Raw genomic sequence first — 26,071 nt, 5'->3', positions numbered from 1 at the left:
TTAGAACCGCCCTAAACACTCACGAGCGGCACTAGAGCGAGATGACGTTGACCGGGAGGGCCGGGTTCGCGCTGAAGTCCAGGGGCGCTGTCGGGCGCTTGGCCGCGACCACGTGGGCGCCCAGTGCCGCGATCATCGCGCCGTTGTCCGTGCACAGCCGCGGCCGCGGGACGCGCAGCTCGATGCCCGCCGCCGCGCAGCGTTCTGCCGCCAGGGACGACAAGCGCGAGTTCGCCGCCACGCCGCCGGAGATGACGATCGTGCCGATCCCCTGCTCCTTCGCCGCGCGGATCGCCTTCGCCGTCAGCACGTCCGCGACGGCCTCCTGGAACGACGCCGCGACGTCGTCCACCGGGATCTCCTCGCCACGCCGCTGAGCGCCTTCGACCCACCGCGCGACCGACGTCTTCAGGCCGGAGAAGGAGAAGTCGAACTTCGCGTCACGCGGGCCCGTCATACCGCGAGGGAATCCGATCGCCGACGGGTTGCCGTTCTTCGCGGCCTTGTCGATCGGCGGGCCACCCGGGTACGGCAGGCCGAGCACGCGCGCGACCTTGTCGTACGCCTCGCCCGCCGCGTCGTCCACAGTGGACCCCAGCTCGGTGATCGACGACGCGATGTCGTCGACCCGCAGCAGCTGCGTGTGACCGCCGGAGACCAGCAGCGCCAGGCACGGCGCCGGCAACGGGCCGTGCTGCAGCGTGTCCACCGCGATGTGCCCGGCCAGGTGGTTGACGCCGTAGAGCGGCACGTCCAGCGCCGTCGCGTACGCCTTCGCCGCGGAGACGCCGACCAGCAGCGCGCCCGCGAGGCCCGGCCCCGCCGTCACCGCGATGGCGTCCACATCGGACAGTTTCAGGCCTGCCGTGGCGAAGGCCCGCTCGGTCGTCGGGACCATCGCCTCGAGGTGCGCGCGGCTGGCGACCTCGGGCACGACACCGCCGAAGCGTGCGTGCTGCTCGACGCTCGAAGCGACCTCGTCGGCCAGCAGCTCGACCGCGCCGTCGTCGTGCAGGCGGACCAGGCCGACGCCGGTCTCGTCGCACGAGCTCTCGATGCCCATGATGATGCGCGACATCAGCCCGCCACCTCGTCTCGCGTCCGCGCCGGGCGGACCATCGTGTACGCGTCGGCGCCGGAAGGCTGGTAGTAGCGCTTCCGGATGCCGAGCCGTTCGAAGCCGTGCGTCTCGTACAAGCCGAGCGCGGTCGTGTTGTCCGTGCGGACCTCGAGGAACACCGGCGCCTCGAACTCGTCGGCGCGGTTCAGCAGGGCCCGCAGCAGCGCCTTGCCGATCCCCTGGCCCTGGTACTCGGGCGCGACGCCGATGGTGTGCACGGTCGCCTCGTACTCGCCGCGGCGCCGCCCGACGACGGCCAGCCCGCCGTACCCGAGCACCTCGTCGCCGTCGTCCGGCCGGGCGGCCAGGTAGAAGTGGCCGATGTCCAGCTCGGAGTGGAACGCGCGGGCGCTCCACGGGTCGTCACCGGGGAAGAGGATCTTCTCGATCTCGACGCAGCGGGTGATGTCCTTGCGGCGCAGGGGATCGAGTCTCACGGCGTGGTCACCCGTTTCGGCGCCGCGGGCTCCACGGCGTCGGGGCGCCGCAGGTACAACGGCGTCAGCGGCGCGGGCGCTTCCTTCGCGAGCAGCGCGGCCTTTGCCGCCTTGACCAGCCCGGCGGGCGACGGGAACCGCGGCTCGATCGGCTGGACGTCGAGCACCTCGCCGTACAGGATCGCGCCGTCGCCGGCCGCGACCTTGACGCCGGTCTCGAGGTCGGCCGGGCGCTGGACGGCCGGGCCGTCCGTGCGCGCGCCGGAAGCGTCGTAGGCCGCCCAGTAGACCTCGCGGCGGCGGGCGTCGGTGAGCACGAGGAACGGCTGCCCGCCCGGGACGACGTCGGCGGCGATCGCGTCGAGGCTGCCGACCGGGTACACCGGGATGCCGAGCGCGTGGCCGAAGGCGGCCGCGGTGGCCATGCCGGCGCGCAGGCCGGTGAACGGCCCGGGGCCGACACCGACGACGATCGCGTCGAGATCCTTGAGGGTGACTCCGGCGGCTTCGGCCGAGGCCAGGGCGTGCGGCGTGATCAGCTCGCCGTGGGCACGCGGGTCCACGGTGACGCGGTCGCCGCGCGTCTCGACCCGGTCGCCGTCCAGCGCGACGACGCCCGCGGTGACCGCCGGGGTCGAGGTATCGATCGCCAGTACCAACACGGTGAACCAGCCTACGACCAGGCCCGGACGTCGCCTTCGCGGGCCCGGGCGCTCCTGTGAAACCGGTCGCTGCGAGAGGTAGATCCGCACGGTAGCGTGCGAATCGGGGTTCGCAGGAGCGAGTCCCCCGAGCTGGAGGTCCCCGCGGTGCCCGACCCGTTGTTCCCCGCCCTCACGTCAGCCTCGGGCAAAGAAGCCCTCCGCTTCGGCGAACAAGCCCTCACCTACACCGAGCTCGCCGCCGTCGCCGGCAGCCTCGCCGCCGAGCTCCCCCGCGACCGCGTCGCCGTCTGGGCGACCCCCACCCTGCACACCAGCGTCGCCGTCGTCGCCGCGCTGCTGGCCGGGGTCCCGGCGGTGCCGGTCAACCCGAAGATCGGCGAGCGCGAACTCGCGCACATCGTCGCGGACAGCGAGCCGCAGCTGGTGCTGGCCGAACCGGGCGTCGAGCTGCCCGCCGGGCTCGCCGACCTGCCGCGGCGCGACATCCCGCTGACCGGCCCGGACACGCCGTTGACGGAAGAGCCGGACGCCGAGGCGCCTGCACTGATCGTCTACACGTCGGGGACCACCGGGCCGCCGAAGGGCGTCGTCCTCCCCCGGCGCTCGATCGCGACCACGCTGGACGCCCTCGAGGACGCCTGGGCGTGGACCGCCGACGACGTCCTGGTGCACGCCCTGCCGCTGTTCCACGTGCACGGCCTGATCCTCGGCATCCTCGGCCCGCTGCGCCGCGGCGGCTCGGTCCGCCACCTCGGCCGGTTCTCGACGGACGGCGTCGCGCGTGAGCTGAAGGCCGGCGCGACCATGGTGTTCGGCGTCCCGACGATGTACCACCGCATCGCCGGCGAGGTCGGCGGCGACAACGCGCTGGCCGACGCCTTGCGCGGCGCACGGCTGCTCGTCTCCGGGTCGGCGGCGCTGCCGGTGCACGACCACCAGCGGATCACCGAGGCGACCGGCCAGCAGGTCGTCGAGCGCTACGGCATGACCGAGACGCTGATGAACACGAGCGTCCGCGCGGACGGCGAACGCAAGCCGGGCACCGTCGGCGTCCCGCTCGGCGGGGTCGACCTCCGGCTGATCGGCGACGCCGGCGAGGTGATCGACGACGTCGAGACCGTCGGCGAGATCCAGGTGCGCGGGCCGAACCTGTTCACCGAGTACCTCAACCGCCCGGACGCCACCGCGGCCGCGCTGGACGGCGGCTGGTTCCGCACCGGCGACATGGCCACGCGCGACAGCGACGGGTACGTCAAGATCGTCGGGCGCAAGGCGACTGACCTGATCAAGAGCGGCGGCTACAAGATCGGCGCGGGCGAGATCGAGAACGCGCTGCTGGAGCACCCGGGCGTCGCCGAGGCGGCCGTCACCGGCGAACCGGACGACGACCTCGGCGAGCGGATCGTCGCCTGGATCGTCCCGGAGGGCGCGCGGCCGTCGGCCGAGGAGCTGGCCGACCACGTCGCCCGGCTGCTCGCGCCGCACAAGCGCCCGCGGGTCGTCCGGTACCTGGATGCGTTGCCGCGCAACGACATGGGCAAGGTCCTGAAGCGGGCGCTCGGTGAGTAGGCGGCCGGCACGCGAGGTCGTCGACGCGATTTCGACCGGCTTCGAGGAGTTCACGACGCCGCTGCGCGAGGAGCCCGCCGACGGGCCGATCGACTGGCCGGGTTACCGCGAAGCACGCTCCGCCGCCGAAGAGCGCACCGGTGAGAAGGAGTCGGTCGTCTGCGGGACGGCGAAGATCGGCGAGGCCGAAGCCGTCGTCATCGCGTTCGAGTTCGGCTTCCTCGGCGGCTCGCTCGGCCAGCGCACCGGCGACCGGATCGAGGCGGCGTTCGCGCACGCCCGCGACGCGCGGCTGCCCGTGGTGTCGCTGGTCGCGACCGGCGGAAGCCGCATGCAGCAGGGGATGCGCGCGCTCATGCAGCTGCAGCGGGTGGCCCGGGCGGCGGCCCGGACGCGCGCGGCGGGCGTCCCGCAGATCGCGGTGCTGCGCGACCCGACGACCGGTGGCGGCTGGGCCACGCTCGGCGCGGGCGCCGACGTCATCCTCGCCCTGCCCGAGGCCCAGGTCGGGTTCGCGGGCTCGCGGGTGCGTCCGTCCGGCTCGCCCGAGGCGTACACGGCGGAAGCGAAGCTCGAGTGGGGCCAGGTCGACGCCATCGTCGCGGCCGACGACCTCGGGACGGCGCTGGAACGCTGGCTGCGGCTGCTGACGTCCCCGTCGAACGCCGCGGCGCCGCCACCCGGTGCGTTGCGCGAGGCCGCGTTGCCGGACACGGGCTGGGAAGCGGTCCAGGCCGCGCGCTCCCCGCGCCGGGCCCGCGCCGACGAGTACCTCGACGCGTACTTCGACTGGCGCGAGGACATCAGCGGCGACCGCTGCGGCGGCGTCGACCCCGGCGTCCGCTGCGGCTTCGGCTGGCGCAACGGCCGCACGATCGCGTACGCGGCCCAGTGCGGCACCCCGACCCTGCCGGCGGGCTTCCGCACGTCGGCCCGCCTGGTCCGGCTCGCGTCCCGGCTGGCCATCCCGGTGCTGACCCTGGTCGACACCCCGGGCGCGGCCAACGACGCGGCGGCCGAGCAGGCGGGCGCGGGCGGGGCGATCGCGGACCTGTTCGAGGCGGTCGCGACGGCGGTCGCCCCGGTGACGACGCTGGTGATCGGCGAAGGCGGCTCGGGCGGTGCGCTGGCGTTCGCGGCCCCGGGCTCGACGTGGGTGACCCCGGACGCGTACTTCTCGGTGACGTCCCCGGAGGCCGCGGCGGCGATCCTGAAGCGTCCGGCGTCGGAGGTCCCGGCGCTGGCCAACCAGCTGCGGCTGCGGCCGCAGGACCTGGTGCAGCTGGGCGTGGCGCGCGCGGTGGTCAGCCCGGCCGAGTAAGCCCGGCGCCTAGGCGAAGGCCTGTTCGGCGAAGCTGATCCCGCCGCGTTGCGCCGCGGTGAGGGTCTGTTGCGCGACGTGCTGCGGCGGCCGGCGCAGGTACTGCCGGAAGCCGCGCGCCCGCAGCCGGAGGTCGAAGTTCTGGCCTTCGATGTGCCACGCCGGTTCCGGGCCGCGGCCCGGTGGGGCGAGGCGGTGCAGGTCCTCGATCTCCAGCGTCTCGTGGATCGGGCCGAGCTCGCCGGTGATGTTCCACGCCTGTTCGAACACGAGCGTCGCCGGCGCGATCCAGAACGTGAAGTGCTTTTCCGGCGGCTCAGGATCCACCCAGCGGACGACGTAGTCCAGGTCCAGCAGGAGCCGGGCCGGGGGCATGGTGTCGTCCTCGTACTCGCCGACGCTGAACGCGTGGATCCGGCAGTCGTGCCAGCCCATGGCCGGGAAGTCCGCGTCGGTCCAGGTCGCCTTCGACAGGCCGGACGGCGCGTGCGTCACGAGCGGGCCAGCTCCGGGACCCGGTCGGCCCAAGTGCCGTGCGGCTCCAGGGCCACCTCGCGGACGTCGTCCTCGCGGCGGTCCAGCCGCACCACCAGGTAGTCCGACGACAGGCGCTCCGCCGAGCCCTCACCCCACTCGACGACGATCGCCGAGCGCTCCAGGTCCGTGTCCAGGTCCAGGTCGTCCAGCTGGGACAGGTCGCCGCCGAGGCGGTACGCGTCCACGTGGACCAGGGGCACGCCCGCCGCGCCCGCCGGGTGGACGCGGGCCAGGACGAACGTCGGGCTGCTCACGCGGCCGCCGACGCCGAGGCCGTCCGCGATGCCGCGGGTCAGCGTCGTCTTGCCCGCGCCGAGGGGGCCGGCGAGCAGGACCAGGTCACCCGCACGCAGGGAACGGCCCAGTGACCGCCCGAACTCCATCGTGTCTTCGGGCTTCGGGAACACGAACGTCAACGCTGCCACCACCAGTTCCGCCGGGACGAGTCTTCGCCGTCCACACCGGAACAGCGTTGCAGTAAGTCGATCAGATGGCTGTTCACCAGCTCGGGCTGCTCCAGCAGCACCATGTGCCCGGCGCCGCGCACGCGCACCAGCTCCGCGTCGGGCAGCTCGGACGCGATCCGCTCGGCGTGCGCGAACGGCGTGAAGCGGTCCGAATCACCGCCGATGACCAGCACTTCCGCGTGCTTCAGCCCGGCCAGCGCCGCGTAGCGGTTGTGGCTGCCGAGCGTGTCGACGAAGTTCACCAGGCCACGCACCGGCGTCACTTCCAGCATCTCGAGCATGAAGTCGACGAGCCGGGGCGCGACGTCGCGGCTGCCGAACGCCAGCCGCCGCACGGCCTGCCGCGTCAGCTGGCCGCCCGCCGCGCGGACGAACTCCACCAGCCCCGGCTGCCACCCGGCGAGCCCGCCGGCGGCGCGCGTGAGCGGGTTGTACTTCGAGAGCAGCGAACGCGGCAGCCCGCGGGCGCCGACCTCACCGGCCGCCGTCGCGATGAAGGCGACCCCTTCGACGCGCTCCTCGAACAGCTCGGGGAACTCCGCGGCCAGCTCCATGATCACCATGCCGCCCATCGAGTGCCCCATCAGCACGATGGGCCCCTCGGGCACCACGGACCGCAGCACGACGTCGAGGTCGCGGGCCAGCTGCTCGATCGTCGAGTTCTCCGACGACGCCGCGCCGGACAGGCCGTGGCCGCGGTGGTCGTAGTAGACCTGGCGCACGCGCGGCAGCCGGAGCGTCGCGAGGTCGCGTCGCTGGAAGTGGAAGCAGCGCCGCGAAAGCGCGAAGCCGTGCACGCCCACGACGGTCAGGTCCGGTTTTCCGCCGTCCTCCGGGTCGATCTCCTCGACCGAGAGCGGCGTGCCGTCATCGGCCGCGACCGTGGACGCGCGGTCGGGCTTCAGCTCCCCCAGCGGCTCGTCCACGTACGGATCCTCACTGTGCCGCCGCTGCTGCGCGGCGACGATAGCGGCGGCGGCGGTCCCGGTGGCGATGGCCCCGACCCCGCCGGCGATGGCCAGCAGTCGACGTGAAGGTGTCACGAGCCCGCTCCCAGATACCGGCGCCGCACCCGCGGGCGGTACATCGACGTCACGATCTCGTAGTCGATCGTGCCCAGCTTGTCGGCCCATTCCCGCGCGGTCGGCTCGCCCTTCGTCCCCGGCCCGAACAGGACGACCTCGTCGCCGACGCCCGGCTCGAAGTCACCGCAGTCCACGATCAGCTGGTCCATGCAGACGCGCCCGACGACCGGACGCCGTTGCCCGCCCAGCCAGACGTCCATCCGGCCGGACAGCGACCGCGGCACGCCGTCGGCGTACCCCGCGGGCACCAGGGCCAGGTTCGTGTCGTGCGACGCCGTCCAGGTGTGCCCGTAGGACACCGATTCCCCGGCTTCGATCCGCTTGACGAGCGCGACGGCGGACCGGAACGTCATGGCCGGGCGCAGGTCCTCGGCCTGCGGCACCGGATTGAGCCCGTACATCGCGATCCCGGGCCGGACGACGTCGAAGTGCAGGTCCGGCCGGGTCAGCACGGCCGCGGAGTTCGCCAGGTGCCGCTTCGGGTCGAGCCCGGCGGCGCGGGCGACGTCGTAGGCCTCGGCGAAGCGCTTCGCCTGGGCGTCGATCGACGGGTGGCCCGGCTCGTCGGCGCAGGCGAGGTGCGACCAGATCGCGACGACGTCCACGCGCGGTTCGGCGGCAGCCGCGGAAACCAGCTCGGCCCAGCCCGCCGGCGGGCAGCCGTTGCGCGAAAGGCCGGTGTCGATTTTGAGGTGCACACGGGCTTGAGTACCCGCCGGGACCGCGGCGGCGATGCGACGTAGCTCACCGACCGAGCTGGCGGCCAGGTCGACGCCGGCCTCGATTCCCGCGGCGAAGTCGACCTCCGGGACGTCCAGCCAGCTGAACAGCCGGGTCGTGATCCCGGCGCGGCGCAGGTCGAGAGCCTCGCCGAGGGAGCAGGTGCCGAGCCAGCTCGCACCGGCCTCGACCGCGGCGCGCGCCACCGGCAGCGCGCCGTGGCCGTAGGCGTCGGCCTTCACCACGGCCATCACCTCGGCGCCGGGCGTGCGGGCGCCCAGCAGCGCGAGGTTGTGGCGGATGGCGTCGAGGTCGATGTCGACCTGGGCGCGGGGAGAACTGGAGGGCGTCATGACGCCCTCCAGTTTCCCATGACCCGAGGTCAGGACAGGCGCGCCCCGGACTTGGCGGAGAACACGTGCAGCTCGTCGGGCCGAATGCGCAGGTGCAGGGTGTCGCCCATGGCGGGCGGCGTGCGCGGGTCGACGCGGGCGACGATGTTGGACTTGGTGCCCTCGGCGTCGGTCTCGGCGAGCTTGCCGTAGACGTAGGCGTCCGAGCCCAGCTCCTCGACCAGTTCCACCTTGATCGGCACCGAGCCCTCTTCGGTGGCCGACACCTCCAGCGACTCCGGCCGGAAGCCCACCGTCACGGTGTCACCCTCGGCGGCGGCGATGATCTCGCGGGTCAGCGGCAGGCGCGCGCCACCCAGCTCGGCGCCGTCGGCGGTGAGCTTGGCCGTGACGAGGTTCATGGCGGGCGAGCCGATGAACCCGGCGACGAAGGCGTTCGCGGGCCGGTCGTAGAGGGCGCGCGGGGTGTCGCACTGCTGCAGCAGGCCGTCCGACAGCACGGCGACGCGGTCACCCATCGTCATGGCCTCGACCTGGTCGTGCGTGACGTAGACGGTCGTGACGCCGAGGCGGCGCTGGAGCGCGGCGATCTGCGTACGGGTCGACACACGCAGCTTCGCGTCGAGGTTCGACAGCGGCTCGTCCATCAGGAAGACCTGCGGCTCGCGCACGATCGCGCGGCCCATGGCGACGCGCTGGCGCTGACCACCGGAGAGCGCCTTCGGCTTGCGGTCGAGGTAGTCCTCGATGTCGAGCAGCTTGGCCGCGTCGAGCACCTTCTGCTTGATCTCGGACGCGGGGCGCCCGGCGATCTTCAGCGCGAAGCCCATGTTCTGCCCGACCGTCATGTGCGGGTAGAGCGCGTAGTTCTGGAACACCATCGCGATGTCGCGCGAGCGCGGCGGCAGCTGCGTGACGTCGCGGTCGCCGATCCAGACGGCGCCGTCGTCGATGTCCTCGAGCCCGGCGAGCATCCGCAGGCTGGTCGACTTGCCGCAGCCCGACGGGCCGACCAGCACCAAGAACTCGCCGTCGGAGATCTCCAGGTCCAGCGCGTCGACCGCGGGGCGCTCGCTGCCGGCGTAACGCCGGGTCGCCTTGTCGTAGGTGATGGAAGCCATCGGTCAGTCCTCTCCGAAAGTGCGCCGGACCCCGTACGCGGCTTCGCGCGCTTCGAGGTGGCGTTGCTGGATCCGGTGGCCCTCGGCGCGCTGCGCCTCGGTCGGCTCGTCCAGCTCGAGCCGCGTCTTGGTGTTTCCTTGCCAGGACGGGGGTTCCGCGCTGGAAGTCAGGGCCCAGGCCGCCTGCCGCGCCGCGCCGATGGCGACGTACTCGGCGACCTCGGGCAGCTGCACGGGCACGCCGAACACGAGCGGCGCGACCGCGCGGACGGCGGCCGACTGCGCGCCACCGCCGATCAGCAGCACGCGGTGGACGTCGAGACCGTGCGCGCGGACGGCGTCGAGGCCGGCCGCCAGGCCGCACAGCATGCCCTCGACGGCGCTGCGCGCGAGGTTTTCGGGTGTCATGTTCGCCCGGGTCAGGCCGGTCAGCGAGCCGGTGGCGCCGGGCAGGTTCGGGGTGCGCTCGCCGTCCAGGTAGGGCAGGAAGGTGAGGCCGCCGGCGCCGGGCTCGGCCCGCAGGGCGAGCCGGTCGAACTCGCTCAGCGTCGCGCCGAGCATCGCGGCGGTCGAGGTGAGCACGCGGGCCGCGTTGAGCGTGCAGGCCAGCGGGAGGAAGCGGCCAGTGGCGTCGGCGAACCCGGCGACCTCGCCGCTGGCGTCGGCCGCGCCGGTCTCGGCGACGCCGAACACGGTGCCGCTGGTGCCGAGCGACACGACGACGTCACCGGGCTGCAGTTCGAGGGCGAGCGCGGCGGCCATGTTGTCGCCGGTGCCGGCCGAGACGAGCACACCGCCGCCGGTGTGACCGGCGGTGTCGGCCGGGCCGAGCACGGTCGGCAGCTCGGGGGTGCGGCCGCCGAAGGCGTGCGCGAGGACGTCGAGGCGGTAGGCGTTGTCGGACGGCGAGAAGTAGCCGGTGCCGGAGGCGTCGCCGCGGTCGGTGACCGGGTCGCCGCCGGTGAGCTTCCAGGTCAGCCAGTCGTGCGGCAGCATCACGCGGGCGACGCGGTCGGCCAGCTCCGGCTCGTGGTCGGCCAGCCAGCGCAGCTTCGTGACGGTGAAGCTGGCGACCGGCACCGAGCCGACGGACTTCGCCCAGACGGACGGCCCGCCGAGCTCGTCGATCAGGTCGAGCGCGGCCTGCGCCGAGCGGTTGTCGTTCCAGAGCAGCGCGGGCCGGACGACGTCGTCGTTTTCGTCGAGGGTCACCATGCCGTGCTGCTGGCCGCCGATGCCGATGGCCTTGACGTCGTCGAGCAGGCCCTTGGTGGCGGTGTTGAACGCCTCCCACCAGGCCGCGGGGTCGACCTCGGTGCCGTCCGGGTGCGGCGCACGGCCGGTGCGGACGATCTCGCCCGTCCCGGCGTCGCACACGACGACCTTGGTCGACTGCGTGGACGAATCGATGCCGGCCACCAGCTCAGCTGTCATACGGCTGCCCCTCCTCGACGTGTTCGACCATCTCGATCGCGGTACCGGCGTTCAGCGCGGCCTCGATCTCCTCGGTCGGGGTGGTCTCCCCGGTGATGAGCAGGTCGTAGTCCCCGACGTCGCCGTGCGCGTAGGTCGCGGTCCGGCCGAACTTCGAGTGGTCGACGACGAGGACGGTGTGGTTCGCGACCTTCAGCGCGGCCTTCTTCAGCTCCGCGTAGTCGCGATCGGGGTGGTAGAGCCGCCCGACGGCGACGGCCGTGACGGAGACGAACGAGACGTCTGCGCGGATGCTGTCGAGCAGGTTGAGCACCTCGGGCCCGGCGCAGGAGTCGTACTCCTGGCTGTACCGGCCGCCGGCGAGCACGACGTCGACCTTCGGCCCGAGCAGCCGAGCGGCGTGCAGCGAGTTGGTGACGACGGTGAGCGCGTCGATCTCGGCGAGCCGCTTGACCAGCGGAAGCAGCGTGGTGGAGTCGTCGACGAAGACGGTCTGACCCGGCTGGACGTGCTTCGCGGCGGCTTCGCCGAGGGCTTCTTTTTCGCCGTGGTGCAGGGTGTCGCGGAAGCGAGCGGCGGTCTCGATGGTGAGCGCCGGGTAGGCCTCGACCTTGCCGCGAAGCTTGCGCAGAAGCCGGCGTTCGGCCAGGTCGTCGAGGTCGCGGTGCATGGTCATCAGGCTGACCTTGAAGCGGGTGGTGAGGTCGTCGATCCGGACTTCACCCTGCTCGATGACGTGATCGAGAATGTCCTGCCGCCGCTGCTCGACGGCAGCATCGGACGGCCGGGTCTTCCGGTCTCCAGACGCTGTGCCGCCGCTCACACGGCCTTCTTACCAGATTTATCGCCGGGAGTTAACAGAGAACTCGATAACTCTTCGCTCGGTGGTGGGTTGGGGGCTTGGTTCACGGCTTCTTGGCGGCAGGGACGGGCGGTTCGCGAGGCTTGCGGGGGCGCGAACGGGCCACTCGCGACGCCCGCCGGGCACCAACGGGCCACTCGCGACACCCGCCGACGCGCGAAAGGGCCACTCGCGACGCCCGCCGAGCATCAGCGGGCCCCTTCCGACACCCGCCGCGCCACCAACGGGCCGCTCGCGGCATCCGCCGCCGCACGAGCGGGCCATTCGCAACGATCGCCGGGCACCAACGGACCACCCGCAACACCCGCCGCACCACTCGCGACACCCGCCGCAGCACGAGTTAGCCACTCGCAACGGTCGCCGGGCACCAACGGGCCACTCGCAACATCCGCCGCACACGAAAGGGCCACTCGCGACAGCCCGCCGGGCACCAACGGGTCACCCGCAACACCCGCTGCACACGAAAGGGCCACCCGCGACAGCCCGCCGGGCACCAACGGGCCACTTCCGACGCCCGCCGGGCATCAACGGGCCACCCGCGACGGCCCGCCACGGCATGGACCGACCGTTTGCGGTGATCGCTGGGCGCGAAAGGGCCACTCGCGCCCCTCCTCGGGGTGCGAAAGGACCGTTCGCGACCACCGAGGCAGCGCGCCAACGGGCCACTCGCGACCGAGGGACAAGCACCAACGGGCCACTCGCGACCCCCACCCGCCCGACCCCGCTCAGGACAGCAGCGAGCGGATCGAACGGATCGCCTCCGGGATCGCGTGGACCAGCGCCGACGACGACGTCGGCGCGTTCTGGGCCGCGATCGCGCCCGCCAGGGAGTGCACGTGGGCGGCCATCGCCGCCGCCAGCCAAGGGTCCAGGCCTGCCGCCAGCAGGGAGCCGAGCAGGCCCGAGAGCACGTCGCCCGAGCCCGGTGTCGCGAGCCACGCGCCGCGTGGGGTGTTAACCGCGGCGCGGCCGTCCGGGGCCGCCACCACCGTCACGTGCCCCTTCAGCAGCACCACCGCGTTGTACTTCTTCGCCGCTTCGCGCGCGGCCGTCACGCGGTCCGGGCCCGGTTTGCGGCCCATCAGGCGTTCGTACTCGCCGGCGTGCGGAGTCAGGACCAGCGGGGTGTCCGGGTCGCGGGCGTCCAGGACCTCCGGGGACTTCGCGATGATCGTCGTCGCGTCGGCGTCCGCGCAGACCGGGAGACCCTGGCCGAGGACGTACCGGACGACGTCGCGGCCCTCCGAGCCGATGCCGATGCCCGGACCGACCGCCCAGGCCTGCACGCGGCCGGCGTCGGCGACCGTGCCCGTCGCGATGACCTCCGGCCACTGCGCCCGGACGACGTCCGCCGCGTGGCCCGCGTAGCGGACCATCCCGGCCGTCGCGCGCACCGCCGCGCCCGCGGTCAGCACCGCGGCGCCCGGATAGGTCGCCGAGCCCGCCGCGACACCGACCACACCCTGGCTGTACTTGTCGTCCTCCGGCCCCGGCACCGGCCAGGCCGCGGCGACGTCGGCGACGTCGAGCCGCTGCAGGTCGGGGTCCGTCAGCTCGAGGCCGATGTCGACGAGCACGACCTCGCCGCACCACGACGGCGCGAGCGCGTGCACCGGCTTGAGCGCGCCGAAGGTGACCGTCCGGGTCGCGCGCACCGCCGGGCCGTCGACCGCGCCGGTGTCCGGGTCGACGCCGCTGGGCAGGTCGACCGCCACGATCGGCGCTTCGACCAGCGAAACCAGCCGCGCCGCCTCCGGCCGCAGCGATCCCGACGCCGAGATGCCGACGATCCCGTCGACCACGACGTCCGCCCGCGCGATCCACTGTGGACCGTCCTCGGCGGACACGACCCGGCCGCCGGCGCGTTTCAAGGCCGCGAGTCCGGCTTCGTGAGCGCGCGACCCCAGCAAAACGGCCGTCACGGCGACCCCGCGGCGGCGCAGGAAAGCCCCGGCCCACAAGGCGTCGCCGCCGTTGTCACCCGAGCCGGCCAGCAGCACCACCCGGCGTCCGGACACGGTGCCGGTGTGCTCGGCGAGCACGTCCGCGATCTGCACCGACAGCCCGAACGACGCGCGCCGCATCAGCTCGCCGTCGGGCGTGACGGCGAACGCCCGCCCCTCCGCCTCGCGAATCCGTTCCGTGGTCCAGATTCCCTGCACGGCGGCGGCCTCCTGGCTACTCGACAGTCACGGACTTCGCCAGGTTACGCGGCTTGTCGACGTCGTACCCGCGGGTGCGGGCGATCTCCGCGGCCAGCACCTGCAGCGGCACGGTGGACACCAGCGGCTGCAGCAGCGTCGGGACCGCCGGGACCTCGATCAGCTCGTCCGCGAACGGCCGGACCGTCTCGTCACCCTCTTCGGCGATCACGATCGTGCGCGCGCCGCGGGCCTGGATCTCGCTGATGTTCGACACCAGCTTCGAGTGCAGCACCGCGCGGCCCTTGGGCGAGGGCATCACGACGACGACCGGCAGGCCGTCCTCGATCAGGGCGATCGGGCCGTGCTTGAGCTCGCCGGCGGCGAAGCCCTCAGCGTGCATGTACGCGAGTTCCTTGAGCTTCAGCGCGCCTTCGAGGGCGACCGGGAAGCCGACGTGACGGCCCAGGAACAGCACCGCCTTCGAGTCGGCGATCCGGCGGCCGAGGTCCCGCACCTGGTCCACAGTGGACAGCACCTTCTGGACGGCCGCGGGCATGGCCTCCAGCTCGGCGAACTCGCGGGCGACCTCGTCCGGGTACTTGGTGCCGCGGGCCTGCGCCAGCGCCAGGCCGACCAGGTAGTTGGCCGCGATCTGGGCGAGGAACGCCTTCGTCGAGGCGACGCCGATCTCGGGGCCGGCGTGGGTGTAGAGCACCGCGTCGGACTCGCGCGGGATCTGCGCGCCGTTGGTGTTGCAGACGGCCAGCACGCGCGCCTTCTGCTCCCGCGCGTGGCGCACGGCCTCCAGCGTGTCCGCCGTCTCGCCGGACTGCGACACGGCGACGACCAGCGTCGCGCGGTCGAGGACCGGGTCGCGGTAGCGGAACTCGCTGGCCAGCTCGACCTCGACCGGGAGGCGGCACCAGTGCTCGATGGCGTACTTCGCGACCAGGCCGGAGTGGTAGGCCGACCCGCAGGCGACGACGAAGACCTTGTCGACGTCGCGGAGGTCCTGGTCGGAGATGCGCTGCTCGTCGAGGATGATCCGGCCGTTGTCGAAGTGCCCGCGAAGGGTGTTCGCCAGCGCCTCCGGCTGCTCCTCGATCTCCTTGAGCATGAAGTACTCGTGGCCGCCCTTCTCGGCGGCGCTCAGGTCCCAGTCCACGGTGAACGGCTTCGCCTGGGCGGCGTCGCCGTGGAAGTCGGTGACCTCGTAGCCCTCGCGCGTGATCACGACGAGCTGGTCCTGGCCCAGCTCGACGGCCTCGCGGGTGTGCTCGATGAACGCCGAGACGTCGGAGGCGACGAAGTGCTCACCGTCGCCGACGCCGACGACCAGCGGTGAGGACCGGCGGGCCGCGACGATGGTGTCCGGGTGGTCGGCGTGGGTCACGACCAGCGTGAACGCGCCTTCGAGGCGACGGCAGACGGCGGCGACGCTCGCCGCGAAGGACCCGGTGGTCTCGCCGCCGGTGTACGCGCGGGCGATGAGGTGCGCGGCGGTCTCGCTGTCGGTGTCGCTGGCCATCTCGACGCCGTCGGCCTCCAGCTCGGCGCGGAGGGCGGCGAAGTTCTCGATGATGCCGTTGTGCACGACCGCGACGCGCCCGGTGGCGTCCCGGTGCGGGTGCGAGTTGCGGTCCACCGGGGCACCGTGGGTGGCCCAGCGGGTGTGGCCCATGCCGGCGGTGCCGGCGAAGTGGTCCCGGCCGACCTTGTCGAGCTCGGCCTCCAGGTTGGCCAGCCGGCCCGCCTTGCGCTCGACGTTCAGCGCGCCGGCGCCGTCGAGGACCGCGACACCGGCCGAGTCGTAACCGCGGTACTCCATGCGCCGGAGCCCACCGAGAACGACGTCCAGAGCCGGGCGGTGCCCGACATATCCCACGATTCCACACACGCGCACCAGCCTAACGAGGGACATTCGGCCGAGCGACGGGGCACGTGAACCGCTCCCGACCTGCGGGAACGCCGCTCGACATGGTCCGGACCAATCCTTTTAGAGTGACATACGCTGCGTAAACACCCGCTACCGCTCCGCGCCTTCACGGCCGGCCCCGAGCGCCCCAATGTGGCGTTGGGTGCATCTGACGCACCCAACGCCACATTGGGGCGTTTGAGGGGGGCCGGGGCGGCGGGCGAGCCGGGGAGGGGTGCGGGCAGTAGGGTTCCGGCCATGGCCAGCAAGCCCAAGCAGCTGCTCGCGGAGCTGAAGCACCCGGGTCCGCACGAGGTCCTTCGCGGCAACCTCGCCCTGGTCGGCCTGCCGGGCGTGGTGTACACGCCCCGCGCCGGCCTCGGCCTCCCTGCCGTCGCCTTCGGGCACGGCTGGCTGCAGCCGCCCGACCGGTACCGGCAGCTGCTGCACCACCTCGCCAGCTGGGGCATCGTCGCCGCGGCGCCGGCCACCCAGCGCGGGCCGCTGCCCTCGCACCGGCTGCTCGCCGCGGACCTGCTGACCACCCTCGACGTCATCACGACCGTGCGGCTCGGCCCGGACGGCATCAGCGTCGACCCGGCGAAGCTCGGCCTCACCGGCCACTCGGCCGGCGGCGGTTCGGCGGTGCTGGCCGCGGCGCAGGACGCGCAGGCCGAGAACCCGCGGATCCGCGCGGTCGCGACCATCACGGCCGCCCAGACGCTCCCGCCGGCGAGCGAGGCGGCGCGCGCCATCACCGTCGCGGGCCTGCACCTGGCCGCCGAAGAGGACCTGGTCGCCCCGGCCGTCGGGCACGCACAGGCGATCGCGGACAACTGGGGCGGCGACGACGTCCAGCTGCGCACGCTCGGCAAGGCCTCGCACCTGGGTGTGACGGAAGGCCGGCACTGGTCGCAGCTGATCATGCACGGCAAGCCGCACCGCGGAACGCAGCAGCTCACCCGCGCGCTGTTCACGGCGTTCCTGCTGACCCACCTGACCGGCACGGACAAGTACCGGCCGTTGCTGGAGGCAGACGTCAAGCGCGCAACCATCGAGCGCGAGGACGAACCGGCTCACTAGACCCGACGCGAAAGGGGGCCCGGCGAGTGCTGGGTCCTTTTTTGCGGTTCAGAACAGCCGGCTCGCGCTCCGACGGCGGAATCCACGCCCCAGATGCGCGAATCCGCCACCGACGCGAAGAAGCCCCGGCGAGCACCCTTTCGCAGTTCAACCGGCCAGCTCGCGCTCCAGCCAAGCGAACCCACCCGCTGACGTGAGAAGGGCCCGGCAAAACGCCGGGCCCTTCTCACTGCGGCAAACCTCAGACCAGCCAGCTCGTGCTGGAGAAGTCGTCCTCGTCCTCGACCGGGCGGGCGTGCCTTCCGCGCGGGCGCTGGGGCTCGGGTTCCGGGGCGGGAGGCTCCGGCGCCGGCTCGGGGCGTGGCTCCGCCGCGGACGGGGCCGGGTACGCGGGGAAGCTGTTCGTCGGCGTCGAGTCCTCGTCCTCGGCGCCGAACTGCATCAGCGACTCGCGGCCCTTGTCGGCCAGGGTCTTCTCCGTCGCCCAGCCACCCGCGCTCTGCTTGCGCTTGTTGAGCTCGTCCATGTGCTCGGCGTACTTCTGCGCGGCACCCAGCTCGTTCTTCAAGCCCTCACGCGCCTGCGCCTCGGCCTCCGCGACGCGCCGTTCCCGCAGCCCCCGCTGCTCGTCCTGCTCGCGCGCCGCGGCGTCCATCGTGGAGATCGCCGCGCGGTACCTCTCTTCGGCGCTGCTCATCGCCCCTCCTCAGCCCTCACCCGAAAGCCTTCACCTGAAAAGCAGCTCACCGGTCGTACCGGATCGAGCGCTCGCCCTCGTCGTCCAGCGAGCCGCTGATCCGGCCCTTCGCGCCGCTCGTCTCGAAGACGCCGCCCTCGATGCGGTACTGGCTCGGCCCGCGCTGCTGGTCACCGCCGCCGCCACCGGGCGCGCCGCCCATGCCGCCCATCATCCCGCCCATGCCACCCATGCCGCTCATGCCACTGGCCGAGCCGCTCGCGGCCGCCTGGTGCGCACCGGGGTCGACCGGCGTCGCGCCGAGCCCACCCCCGTCGGACGCGGGCAGCGACGCGTCGCTGCCCGTCTGGGCCCCCGGGTCCAGGGAGACCGCGCCGGCGAAGTCGGCCGTCTGGCCGCCCGTGATGGCGGAGCCGAAGTCGCTCGCCCCGGCCGTGGTCGTGGCGTCGCCGGCGCCACCGCCGACACCCGCGTCGGCCACGGCCACCGCGGGTTCGGCCGTCGCGTCGGTACCGAGGTCACCCGAGAAGTCCATGCCGCCCGGCGTGCTGAACCCGCCACCGCCACCGGCCGCCGCGCCCTGGGTCATGCCCGGGTCCGGGTTGGCCGGCGCCGGATCCTTCGTCACGGGCGGCTCGGCGTTCGCGTCGTGCTGGACGGCGGAGGACGCGCTGGACGTGCCGGTGTCGGCCGCCGCACCGGTGGTGCCGTCGGCCTTGAGGTCGCCGGCCTTGGGGCCGTCCTTCGAGTCCAGCGTGTAGGTGGTCGGCTCGCCCTTGCCGTCGTCGACGGTGACGACCGTCGGGCCGCCGGGGCCCTCCGGACGCTCGGCGGTGATCTTCAGGTTGCCGTCCTGGATGTGGATCTTGCCGTCCGGGCCCGGCTTGTAGCTGCCGTCGGCCGACGGCAGCCCGTCCTTGACGGCCTGGCTGCCCTGCGGCCCGAACGAGGCGTCCTTGCCGTCGGCGCCCTTCCCGTCCGCACCCTTGGCGTCAGCCTTGTCGTCGTCGCCCCAGTCGAGGGCGTAGTCCTTCTTGTGGCCCTGGCCGTCGTCCACCGTGATGTCCATCTTGCCCTGCTTGTCGGGCTCGGACATCTCGATCGTGTTGTCGCCCTTCTTGACCGACACGGTCTCCGTGTCGTCGGCGTCCTTGATCGCTTCGCCGGTCTTCGGGTCGATCGGGTACGGCTCACCGGTAGCCGGGTCGACCTCGAGGGGCTTGCCGGTCACCGGGTTCGTGCCGGCGTCGTCCGGCTTCGGGGTGTCCTCCGGCTTCGGCGTCTCGACCGCGGACGGCGTCGTGGTGCCGCCACCGCCGGTACCGCCGCCGGTGCCCCCACCCGTACCGCCACCGGTGCCGCCGCCAGTGCCGCCGCCAGTGCCGCCACCGGTGCCGCCGCCCTGGTCGCCGCCTTTGTCGCCGCCCTTGTCGCCACCCTTGTCACCGCCGCCGGTGCCCTTGGCCTCGGTCAGCTGGTTGCGGTAGCCGTCCATGTACTTCTCGAGCGCGCCCCACTGCTGGTCGATCGTGTCCTTGGCGGACTTGCAGGAGCCGTTGAACGCGTTGATCAGGCCCTGGTACTCGGTCGTGAACGCGCCGTCGCGCCAGTAGCGGCAGACGTTGCGGCCGTACTCCTTGTTCTCGTCGTTGAAGCCGCAGTCGTCGTTCTGCAGCCGCTCGGCGAGGTTCGTCTGGTTGCCGTTCTTGGCGTTGACCGCGTCGACCCAGCCGGCGACCTTCATGAAGTCGTCGAACTCCTCGGTCTCGCCGTTGGCGATCTTGAGGACGTCGCGGGCCATGTTGATGTCGGCCTGCGCGATCGTCGTGCGGTGCAACGCGAGGACCTCGTCGACCTTCTTCTTGACGGCGTCGTAGACGTGCGTCACGGTCTCCGGGATCAGCTTCGCGGCGCCGGCGATCTGGTCCTGCAGCTCCTTGGCGTGCGGCTTGATCGTCTCGTCGTACTTGATCTCCGCCGCGCTGGCGCCCTTGCCCTTCCACTCCCCGAAGAGGGTCTGGAGCTCGGTGTCGCTCTTGCTGAGCGTGTCCTCGACGACCTTGTGCGCCTTGCTCAGGTCGTCGGCCTCGGTGAGGAACTTCTGGAACTGGATCCCGCGGTTCTCGTGGAACTTGTCCTTGAGGTCCTTCTGCGGGTCGAGCTGGCCGGTGCCGCCCTTGATCTTGTTCCAGATGTCGGTGGTCCACAGGACCAGGAAGTCGACCGTGACGTTGCCCTGGTCGAGCATCTCGTCGGACGTCTTCGCGCCGGCCCCCAGCGTCGGCGTCGCGATTCCGTCGAGGTTCTTCTTCGCCGCGTTCTTGCGGTCGGTCTGGGCCTGCTGTTCCTTGCCCTTGGCCGCCGATTCCTGCTTCGCTTCGGCGACGATCTCGTCGGTGTCATCGTTCTCGAGAACGCGGTATCCGTCGTTGTCGCCGTCGGAGTAGCCGTCGATGTACTCCTTCGCATACCTTTCTTCTTCGTCGTTGAAGTTGAAGGTATTGCGGTCGTACTCCTCCATGAGCTTCGTCTTCGTCTCCATGGAGACGTTCGGGTCATCGAGGACGGCCTTGATTTCCGGCCAGTCAGCCATTATTTGCTCCCCGCGGCGTTGGCCTGCGCACCGGCGTTCGCTTCCTGGGTGGTGTAGGTCGAACCGGCCGTGCCGATCCCGCTGCCCAGGTTCATCAGGGCGTTCGACAGCCCGGTCATGCCCGCGCCGATCTCGTCCATGCCGGACTTGTACTTGCCGTATCCGTCCTGGTGGACGCGGCCGAGGTCGGCGGCGACGATCTCCGTCGGCGCGACCTTCTTGGCCTCGGCCGCCGGATCGTCGGCGGCGTCGTTGAGGCGGATCTGCGCCCGCGTCATCGCCTCGGTACTCGCCGTATAACCGTCTGGCATGGTGGCTGCCCCCTTCGATCCCACAGTCCCTGGCACCTGTTCGAAGACTGTGACGCGCCCGGACCCCGTTCGGTGCCGTCGCAGATGCACACAGAGTCTAGCGTTCGGCCGACTGGCCAGCGGAGACTTCGGAAAAGTGCACTCACCCGGTGGCGCGCTGGGCCTCGACGGCTTCGGAAATGACCTCGGCGACGCCGCGGACGTCGACCAGCCGGTCGAGCTCGTCCAAATTCACGGAGACGCCGTAACGCACCTCGACGCGCGAAAGCAGCTGAATCCGCTGCCGGGACGTCAGGCCGATGTCGTCGAACGGCGTCGAGTCGGCGAGTTCTTCCGGCGGGATCTCCAGCGCGAAGCAGACGATCTTCCGGATCTCGTCGGCGTAGCCACCCGCGTCAGTCATGGCGCCCATTCTCGCCCCACCAGCGATCACGGGCGGCGGCGCGGGACACCTTGCCGCTGGACGTCCTCGGCACCGCGCCCGGCCGGACCAGCCACAGGCCGCGCAGCGGCAGGTCGTGGCCCGCCGACACCGCGCGGCGGACGGCGGTGGCCACGGAGTCGCCGTGGTCCGCGGCGCCGACGACCGCCGCCACGCCCTCGCCGCGGGCGTCCCGCACCGCGAACGCCGCGACCCGGCCGGCCCGGACGGCGGGGTGCGCGGCCTCGATCGTGGCCTCGATGTCCTGCGGGTGGTGGTTGCGGCCGTCGACGATGATCAGGTCCTTCAGCCGCCCGGTGACGTACAACTGGCCGTCGTGCAGGAAACCGAGGTCGCCCGTGCGCAGCCAGCCGTCCGCGGTGAAGGCGTCGCCGCGGTCCGGACGTCCCCAGTAGCCGTCGGCGACGTTGAGCCCGGACACCCAGATCTCTTTGTCGACAATCCGGACGCGCTGGCCGTACGGCCGTCCCGACGACACCAGGGTCTCGTGGTCGAACGCCGTGACCGTCGGGCCCTCGTCCCCCGCGCTGGCGACGAACACCGTCGCCTCCGCCAGCCCGTAACACGGCTTGTGCGCCGCACGCGGCAGCCCGAACCGCGCGAAGGCCCGGTCGAACGCCTCGACGGTCGCCACGCGGACCGGCTCGCTGCCGTTGAGGACCGAGTTCACGTGCGACAGGTCGACGTCTTCGATATCGACGGCAGCTTCGGCGGCCAGGTCGAAGGCGAAGTTCGGCGCGGCCGTGACCGCGCCCGGGTGGTCGGCGAGCAGCCGGATCCAGCGGAGCGGGTCGCGCACGAACTCCATCGGCGTGAAGAACACCGAGCGCGCGCCCAGGAAGACCGGGGTGCCGATGAGCAGGACCAGGCCCATGTCATGGAAGAACGGCACCCAACCGGCGAGCGGGGTCGACGCGTCGGCGCGGTAGCAGTCCGTGGTCTGCCAGCAGCTGGCCACGAGCGCGCGGTGCGAGATCACGGCGCCGGCCGGACGGCTCGTCGAGCCCGACGTGTACTGCAGGTAGGCGGGGTCGGTCATGGCGACCGCGGCGGGCGGCTCGCTGTCGTCGGACGCGATGTCGTCGACCGCCAGCAGGACCTCCGGCCGGGACGCCAGGCTGTCCAGGAAGTCCTTCGAGGTCAGGATGACCGACGGCGTGGCGTCGGCGAGGGCCGACTCGAGCCGGGCGCGGTGCGTGCGCCCGGCCGGGACGGACAGCGGCACCGCGACGAGCCCCGCGTACAGCGTCCCGAGGAAACCGACCACGTACCCGAGGTCCTGGCGGGCGACGATCGCCACCCGATCCCCCGGCTCGGTGTGGCGGCGCAGCTCGCGGGCGACCCCGCGGACCCGCGCGAGCACCTGGGGCCACGTCAGGGTGTGGTCGACCGGCCCCGGGAAGACCCGGCAGGTGAACGCGGGCCGGTCTTCGGCCGCGTTGCGGACCAGGAGGTCCGTGAGCGGCGTGGTGAGGACCTCTTCCGGGACGTCTGCGGGCGGCACGGCCTCATCCTGCCCTACCGTCTGCAGGCGATGGACGAGTTCGAACGACACGGGATCGCGGTGGTCGAGGGCCGTGACGCGGCCGCGCGGGCCCTGCGGTCGCCGGAGCTGACGTCGGATCCCGGCGCCGGTTCACCCAGCGTGCTGCTGCGCGACGGCGAAGGTCACACCCGGGTGCGCGGGGTCCTGCGGGAGATCATCGGCCGGCTGGAGCCGTTCCCGGACTCGGTGCGGGCGGAGATCGAGGCGGCCGTCGGCGCGCTGGGGACGTCGTTCGACCTGGTCGGCGACTTCGCGCGGCCGGTCGCGGGCCTGGTGACCGCCGCGGTGCTGGGCGTGCCGCTCGACGACGTCTTCCTGGAGCACCTAGAGCGGACGACGGCGAACCTCGACGTCTTCGGTGGCGTGGACCGCGCGGCCCAGGCGTCGGCGTTCCGGCTTTCGGTGCAGCTCAGCCGGGCTCCGGCCGAGCCGGGCAGTGGCCTGGCGGCGTTGCGCGCGGCACACGCCGAGGGCCGGCTCGACGACGACGAGCTGGCGATCAACCCGGTGGTGCTGGCGCACGCGGCGTACGAGAACTCGCTGAACTTCCTGGCGTCGGCCGGGCTCACGCTGGCTTCCGAGGCAGAGACGCGCGGCGTGCGTGAGCTGGCGGCGGAAATCTGCCCGGCCCGGTACGTGCTGCGCTTCGGCTCGGAGGGCCCGGTCGCGATCTCCCTGGCCGACGGCCTGCCGTTCGGCCTCGGCCGCCACGCCTGCCCGGGGTCGGGAGTAGCACTGGCCGAAGCCGAAATCGCGCTGCGGGCGCTGTCGGAGGTCCTCAGCGGCGGCTGCCGGGTCGAGGACGTCCGGTGGAAGACGCACCCGGTGTTTCGCGGCTTGGCCTCGGCGCGGGTTGTCGTGAGTGTTTAGGGCGGTTAGAACCGCCCTAAACACTCACGAGGGCCGCGGCAGACTACGAAACCGCTGAGACCACGCCGGCGAGGCGGTCGGCCGCGGCCTGGGCGGTCGACTGGGCCGGGGCCTCGACCATCACGCGGACCAGCTGCTCGGTGCCGGACGGGCGCAGCAGCACCCGGCCCTCCTCGCCCAGCTCGGCCTCGACCTCACCGACCGCGTCGCGCACCTCGGTCGAGCCCGCGACCGCCGCCTTGTCGGCGACCGGGACGTTCACCAGCACCTGCGGCAGGCGGTTCATCACGGCGGCCAGGTCGGCGAGGGACTTCCCCGTCTCGGCCATGCGGCTCATCAGGCGCAGCGCCGTCAGCAGGCCGTCACCCGTGGTGGCGTGCGCCGGGAGCACGACGTGGCCGGACTGCTCGCCGCCGAGGGCGAAGCCGCTGGAGCGCAGCTCCTCCAGGACGTAGCGGTCGCCGACCGCGGTGGTGACCACGGTGATGCCGTGGGCGCGCATCGCCAGGTGCAGTCCGAGGTTGCTCATCACGGTCGCGACCAGCGTGTCCTTGGCCAACTCACCGGACTCGGCCAGCGCGAGCGCCAGCACCGCCATGATCTGGTCGCCGTCGATCAGCTCGCCGGCGGAGTCGACGGCCACGCAGCGGTCGGCGTCACCGTCGTGGGCGATGCCGAGGTCGGCGCCGTGCTTGACGACGGCCTCGCGCAGCCGCTCCGGGTGGTTGGAGCCGCAGTGCTCGTTGATGTTGACGCCGTCGGGCTCCGCGTACAGCGCGACGACCTCGGCGCCGGCACGCCGGTAGATCTCGGGCGCGGCGGCGGACGACGCGCCGTTGGCGCAGTCGACGACGACCTTGAGGCCGTCGAGCGAATGCGGCGTCACCGCGAGGAGGTGCTCGGCGTAGCGGTCCAGGGCGTCCTCGACGTCCGTGACACGACCCACACCGGCCCCGGTCGGGCGGACGGCGTTCGAGGCCAGGCCGGCTTCGATCTCGTCCTCGATGCCGTCGGGGAGCTTGTGCCCGCCCGCGGCGAAGAGCTTGATGCCGTTGTCGGGCATCGGGTTGTGCGACGCGGAGATCATCACGCCCAGGTCGGCCTCGAGCGAGCCGACCAGGTAGGCGACGGCCGGGGTCGGCAGGACGCCGACCCGGCGGACGTCCGCCCCGGCGGAGGTGAGCCCGGCCACGACGGCGGCCTCGAGCATCTCTCCGCTGGCACGCGGGTCCCGGCCGACGACCGCGACCGGGCGGTGCGAACGGTCGTGGGCGGCGAGCACCCGGGCGGCGCTGGCCGCCAGGGCCAGGGCCAGTTCCGGCGTCAGCTCGGCGTTGGCCAGACCACGTACCCCGTCGGTACCGAACAGGCGTGCCATCGATCGACCTCCTCTGAGCGGCTGCGGCAGCGCAACCACCACGACAACCTAGCGACCGTCCCCGGACGCTCTCCCCCACCCCCGAATGTCGCTCCGAGCTCCGGAAATGCGACACCCGCCCTGAAAAAACGCCGAAGCGCCCATCCGATGGACGGATGGGCGCTCCGGTGGGTTGCGCCAGGGGCGCGATCAGCGCTTGCTGTACTGCGGGGCCTTACGGGCCTTCTTGAGGCCGTACTTCTTCCGCTCCGTGGCGCGCGCGTCACGGGTCAGGAAGCCGGCCTTCTTGAGGGCCGGGCGGTCGTCCGGGTCGACCTCGATGAGCGCACGGGCGATCGCCAGGCGCAGCGCGCCCGCCTGACCCGAGACGCCGCCACCGTGGAGGTTGGCGAAGATGTCGAACGCGTCCGGCTTCTCGACCAGGACCAGCGGGTCACGGATGAGCTGCTGGTGCACCTTGTTCGGGAAGTACTGCTCGAGGGTGCGGCCGTTGAGCTTGAACTCGCCGGTGCCCGGGACGACACGCACGCGGACGACGGCCTCCTTGCGGCGGCCGACGGTCTGGGCGTTGCCGCCCGCGGCCCGCGACGGGCGCGGGGCGGTGGCGGACTCGCTGGTCGCCACCGGGGTCTCGCTCGTCGCAACCGGCGTCTCGCTGGTGGCGACGGGGGTCTCGCTGGTCTCGACGGCGCCGGTCTCGGTCGCCTCGGTCGTGACCTCGGCGGTCTCGGGCTCGGTGCTGGTCACAGACTGTTCCTCACTCACTGCGCGACCTGCGCGATCTTGGTGATCTCGCGCGCCTGCGGCTGCTGCGCGGCGTGCGGGTGCTCCGGGCCGGCGTAGACCTTCAGCTTCTTGGCCTGGGCGCGGCCGAGCTTGTTCTTGGGCAGCATGCCCTTGACGACCTTCTCGAGAAGGTGCTCGGGCTTGCTGTCGAGCAGCTCACCGAAGGACCGCTTCCGCAGGCCGCCGGGGTAACCGCTGTGCCGGTACGCGAACTTCTGCTCGCGCTTGTTTCCGGTGAGCGCGACCTTCTCGGCGTTGACGATGATGACGAAGTCACCGGTGTCCACGTGCGGGGCGTAGGTCGGCTTGTGCTTGCCGCGCAGCAGCGTGGCGACCTCGGTCGCGAGCCGGCCGAGCACGACATCCTCGGCGTCGATCACGTGCCAGGCACGAGTGACGTCGCCGGGCTTGGGGCTGTACGTGGGCAAGGGTCTACCTCGTCGTCAACATTGCGTGTGGGTTCTGTGCGGGCCTAGCGCGCTGATGCGCCGCAACGCACAACGACATATGAAGATACCCCCACGCTCGCCGCAGCCACGCATCGGGGGTGGGTGGAAGCGCCGGTACAGGTCCGGCTGGTGCGGACTCTACCCGGTTTTCCGCCCGAAGTACCTG

General features: G+C 72.4%; 24 protein-coding genes. 4 read left to right on the top strand and 20 right to left on the bottom strand.

Features of this window, described 5'->3' with window-relative positions:
• Positions 1 to 31 precede the first annotated feature (31 nt).
• The 3 genes from tsaD to tsaB are packed head-to-tail and all read right to left on the bottom strand — an operon-like array spanning position 32 to position 2,219.
• The gene (tsaD, locus tag VA596_RS21410; RefSeq protein WP_323329573.1) at positions 32 to 1,078 is read right to left on the bottom strand and encodes a tRNA (adenosine(37)-N6)-threonylcarbamoyltransferase complex transferase subunit TsaD; all 1,047 of its coding nucleotides are present in this window, start codon (positions 1,076 to 1,078) and stop codon (positions 32 to 34) included.
• Positions 1,078 to 1,557, bottom strand: a complete 480-nt coding sequence (gene rimI, locus VA596_RS21405; protein WP_323329572.1) for a ribosomal protein S18-alanine N-acetyltransferase — start codon at positions 1,555 to 1,557, stop codon at positions 1,078 to 1,080. Before rimI ends, tsaD begins: the two co-directional genes overlap by 1 nt.
• On the bottom strand, positions 1,554 to 2,219 hold the full coding sequence (gene tsaB / locus VA596_RS21400) for a tRNA (adenosine(37)-N6)-threonylcarbamoyltransferase complex dimerization subunit type 1 TsaB (protein ID WP_323329571.1): 666 nt from the start codon (positions 2,217 to 2,219) through the stop codon (positions 1,554 to 1,556). The genes rimI and tsaB overlap by 4 nt, the downstream gene beginning before the upstream one ends.
• Positions 2,220 to 2,366: 147 nt before the next feature.
• Between tsaB and VA596_RS21395 the strand changes: the two genes are divergently transcribed.
• A complete protein-coding gene (locus VA596_RS21395) occupies positions 2,367 to 3,791 on the top strand; it encodes an acyl-CoA synthetase (RefSeq protein ID WP_323329570.1) in 1,425 nt (474 codons plus the stop codon).
• Complete coding sequence (locus tag VA596_RS21390) at positions 3,784 to 5,112, top strand: carboxyl transferase domain-containing protein (protein WP_323329569.1); 1,329 nt, start codon at positions 3,784 to 3,786, stop codon at positions 5,110 to 5,112. Before VA596_RS21395 ends, VA596_RS21390 begins: the two co-directional genes overlap by 8 nt.
• A 9-nt stretch (positions 5,113 to 5,121) precedes the next feature.
• Here the strand turns inward: VA596_RS21390 and VA596_RS21385 are convergent, their stop codons facing one another.
• The 9 genes from VA596_RS21385 to glmS form a co-directional block, all read right to left on the bottom strand.
• On the bottom strand, positions 5,122 to 5,607 hold the full coding sequence (locus VA596_RS21385) for a hypothetical protein (protein WP_323329568.1): 486 nt from the start codon (positions 5,605 to 5,607) through the stop codon (positions 5,122 to 5,124).
• Complete coding sequence (gene tsaE / locus VA596_RS21380) at positions 5,604 to 6,065, bottom strand: tRNA (adenosine(37)-N6)-threonylcarbamoyltransferase complex ATPase subunit type 1 TsaE (protein WP_323329567.1); 462 nt, start codon at positions 6,063 to 6,065, stop codon at positions 5,604 to 5,606. The genes VA596_RS21385 and tsaE overlap by 4 nt, the downstream gene beginning before the upstream one ends.
• Positions 6,062 to 7,159 carry an alpha/beta fold hydrolase gene (locus VA596_RS21375; protein WP_323329566.1) on the bottom strand — a complete coding sequence of 366 codons (1,098 nt, stop codon included), beginning with the start codon at positions 7,157 to 7,159 and terminating at the stop codon, positions 6,062 to 6,064. Before VA596_RS21375 ends, tsaE begins: the two co-directional genes overlap by 4 nt.
• The gene (gene alr, locus VA596_RS21370; protein WP_323329565.1) at positions 7,156 to 8,274 is read right to left on the bottom strand and encodes an alanine racemase; all 1,119 of its coding nucleotides are present in this window, start codon (positions 8,272 to 8,274) and stop codon (positions 7,156 to 7,158) included. Before alr ends, VA596_RS21375 begins: the two co-directional genes overlap by 4 nt.
• 29 nt (positions 8,275 to 8,303) lie before the next feature.
• Positions 8,304 to 9,395 carry an ABC transporter ATP-binding protein gene (locus tag VA596_RS21365; protein WP_323329564.1) on the bottom strand — a complete coding sequence of 364 codons (1,092 nt, stop codon included), beginning with the start codon at positions 9,393 to 9,395 and terminating at the stop codon, positions 8,304 to 8,306.
• 3 nt (positions 9,396 to 9,398) lie between these two features.
• A complete protein-coding gene (gene xylB, locus VA596_RS21360) occupies positions 9,399 to 10,829 on the bottom strand; it encodes a xylulokinase (protein WP_323329563.1) in 1,431 nt (476 codons plus the stop codon).
• The gene (locus VA596_RS21355) at positions 10,819 to 11,652 is read right to left on the bottom strand and encodes a DeoR/GlpR family DNA-binding transcription regulator (RefSeq protein WP_323329562.1); all 834 of its coding nucleotides are present in this window, start codon (positions 11,650 to 11,652) and stop codon (positions 10,819 to 10,821) included. The genes xylB and VA596_RS21355 overlap by 11 nt, the downstream gene beginning before the upstream one ends.
• 764 nt (positions 11,653 to 12,416) lie before the next feature.
• Positions 12,417 to 13,853, bottom strand: coding sequence for an NAD(P)H-hydrate dehydratase (locus VA596_RS21350; RefSeq protein WP_323329561.1), 1,437 nt, complete (start codon positions 13,851 to 13,853; stop codon positions 12,417 to 12,419).
• 16 nt (positions 13,854 to 13,869) lie between these two features.
• Entirely contained in the window at positions 13,870 to 15,732 is a 1,863-nt protein-coding gene (gene glmS, locus VA596_RS21345; protein WP_323329560.1) for a glutamine--fructose-6-phosphate transaminase (isomerizing), read from the bottom strand.
• Positions 15,733 to 16,008: 276 nt separating this feature from the next.
• Here glmS and VA596_RS21340 point away from each other — a divergent pair, with 276 nt between their 5' ends.
• Entirely contained in the window at positions 16,009 to 16,833 is an 825-nt protein-coding gene (locus VA596_RS21340; protein ID WP_323329559.1) for a dienelactone hydrolase family protein, read from the top strand.
• 241 nt (positions 16,834 to 17,074) lie between these two features.
• On the opposite strand, the gene VA596_RS21335 is transcribed toward VA596_RS21340, so the two are convergent.
• From VA596_RS21335 to VA596_RS21315, 5 genes are all read right to left on the bottom strand, one after another.
• Positions 17,075 to 17,530, bottom strand: a complete 456-nt coding sequence (locus VA596_RS21335; protein WP_323329558.1) for a hypothetical protein — start codon at positions 17,528 to 17,530, stop codon at positions 17,075 to 17,077.
• 46 nt (positions 17,531 to 17,576) lie between these two features.
• On the bottom strand, positions 17,577 to 20,123 hold the full coding sequence (locus tag VA596_RS21330) for a WXG100 family type VII secretion target (RefSeq protein ID WP_323329557.1): 2,547 nt from the start codon (positions 20,121 to 20,123) through the stop codon (positions 17,577 to 17,579).
• Positions 20,123 to 20,434: a hypothetical protein gene (locus tag VA596_RS21325; RefSeq protein WP_323329556.1), complete on the bottom strand. Its 312-nt coding sequence runs from the start codon at positions 20,432 to 20,434 to the stop codon at positions 20,123 to 20,125. The genes VA596_RS21330 and VA596_RS21325 overlap by 1 nt, the downstream gene beginning before the upstream one ends.
• Before the next feature lie 142 nt (positions 20,435 to 20,576).
• Positions 20,577 to 20,837: an acyl carrier protein gene (locus tag VA596_RS21320; protein WP_323329555.1), complete on the bottom strand. Its 261-nt coding sequence runs from the start codon at positions 20,835 to 20,837 to the stop codon at positions 20,577 to 20,579.
• On the bottom strand, positions 20,830 to 22,380 hold the full coding sequence (locus VA596_RS21315; protein WP_323329554.1) for a fatty acyl-AMP ligase: 1,551 nt from the start codon (positions 22,378 to 22,380) through the stop codon (positions 20,830 to 20,832). The genes VA596_RS21320 and VA596_RS21315 overlap by 8 nt, the downstream gene beginning before the upstream one ends.
• Before the next feature lie 30 nt (positions 22,381 to 22,410).
• On the opposite strand from VA596_RS21315, the gene VA596_RS21310 reads away from it, so the two are divergent.
• Complete coding sequence (locus tag VA596_RS21310) at positions 22,411 to 23,292, top strand: cytochrome P450 (RefSeq protein ID WP_323329553.1); 882 nt, start codon at positions 22,411 to 22,413, stop codon at positions 23,290 to 23,292.
• A gap of 43 nt (positions 23,293 to 23,335) precedes the next feature.
• Here the strand turns inward: VA596_RS21310 and glmM are convergent, their stop codons facing one another.
• From glmM to rplM, 3 genes are all read right to left on the bottom strand, one after another.
• Positions 23,336 to 24,670 carry a phosphoglucosamine mutase gene (glmM, locus tag VA596_RS21305; RefSeq protein WP_323329552.1) on the bottom strand — a complete coding sequence of 445 codons (1,335 nt, stop codon included), beginning with the start codon at positions 24,668 to 24,670 and terminating at the stop codon, positions 23,336 to 23,338.
• 189 nt (positions 24,671 to 24,859) lie between these two features.
• A complete protein-coding gene (rpsI, locus tag VA596_RS21300; protein WP_410171915.1) occupies positions 24,860 to 25,294 on the bottom strand; it encodes a 30S ribosomal protein S9 in 435 nt (144 codons plus the stop codon).
• Positions 25,295 to 25,431: 137 nt separating this feature from the next.
• Positions 25,432 to 25,884, bottom strand: a complete 453-nt coding sequence (gene rplM, locus VA596_RS21295) for a 50S ribosomal protein L13 (protein WP_323329550.1) — start codon at positions 25,882 to 25,884, stop codon at positions 25,432 to 25,434.
• Positions 25,885 to 26,071: the final 187 nt, after the last annotated feature.

It is taken from the genome of Amycolatopsis heterodermiae, from assembly GCF_034929455.1.
GTDB lineage: Bacteria > Actinomycetota > Actinomycetes > Mycobacteriales > Pseudonocardiaceae > Amycolatopsis > Amycolatopsis heterodermiae.
This window is presented reverse-complemented; position numbering and strand designations above follow the sequence as displayed.

Excerpts from the sequence above, each read along its gene's own strand:
- tsaD (WP_323329573.1), bottom strand. The coding sequence starts at position 1,078 with ATGTCGCGCATCATCATGGGCATCGAGAGCTCGTGCGACGAGACCGGC.
- alr (WP_323329565.1), bottom strand. The coding sequence starts at position 8,274 with ATGACGCCCTCCAGTTCTCCCCGCGCCCAGGTCGACATCGACCTCGAC.
- VA596_RS21330 (WP_323329557.1), bottom strand. The coding sequence starts at position 20,123 with ATGGCTGACTGGCCGGAAATCAAGGCCGTCCTCGATGACCCGAACGTC.
- glmM (WP_323329552.1), bottom strand. The coding sequence starts at position 24,670 with ATGGCACGCCTGTTCGGTACCGACGGGGTACGTGGTCTGGCCAACGCC.
- VA596_RS21340 (WP_323329559.1), top strand. The coding sequence starts at position 16,009 with ATGGCCAGCAAGCCCAAGCAGCTGCTCGCGGAGCTGAAGCACCCGGGT.
- VA596_RS21365 (WP_323329564.1), bottom strand. The coding sequence starts at position 9,395 with ATGGCTTCCATCACCTACGACAAGGCGACCCGGCGTTACGCCGGCAGC.
- VA596_RS21325 (WP_323329556.1), bottom strand. The coding sequence starts at position 20,434 with ATGCCAGACGGTTATACGGCGAGTACCGAGGCGATGACGCGGGCGCAG.
- VA596_RS21310 (WP_323329553.1), top strand. The coding sequence starts at position 22,411 with ATGGACGAGTTCGAACGACACGGGATCGCGGTGGTCGAGGGCCGTGAC.
- xylB (WP_323329563.1), bottom strand. The coding sequence starts at position 10,829 with ATGACAGCTGAGCTGGTGGCCGGCATCGATTCGTCCACGCAGTCGACC.
- VA596_RS21335 (WP_323329558.1), bottom strand. The coding sequence starts at position 17,530 with ATGAGCAGCGCCGAAGAGAGGTACCGCGCGGCGATCTCCACGATGGAC.
- VA596_RS21320 (WP_323329555.1), bottom strand. The coding sequence starts at position 20,837 with ATGACTGACGCGGGTGGCTACGCCGACGAGATCCGGAAGATCGTCTGC.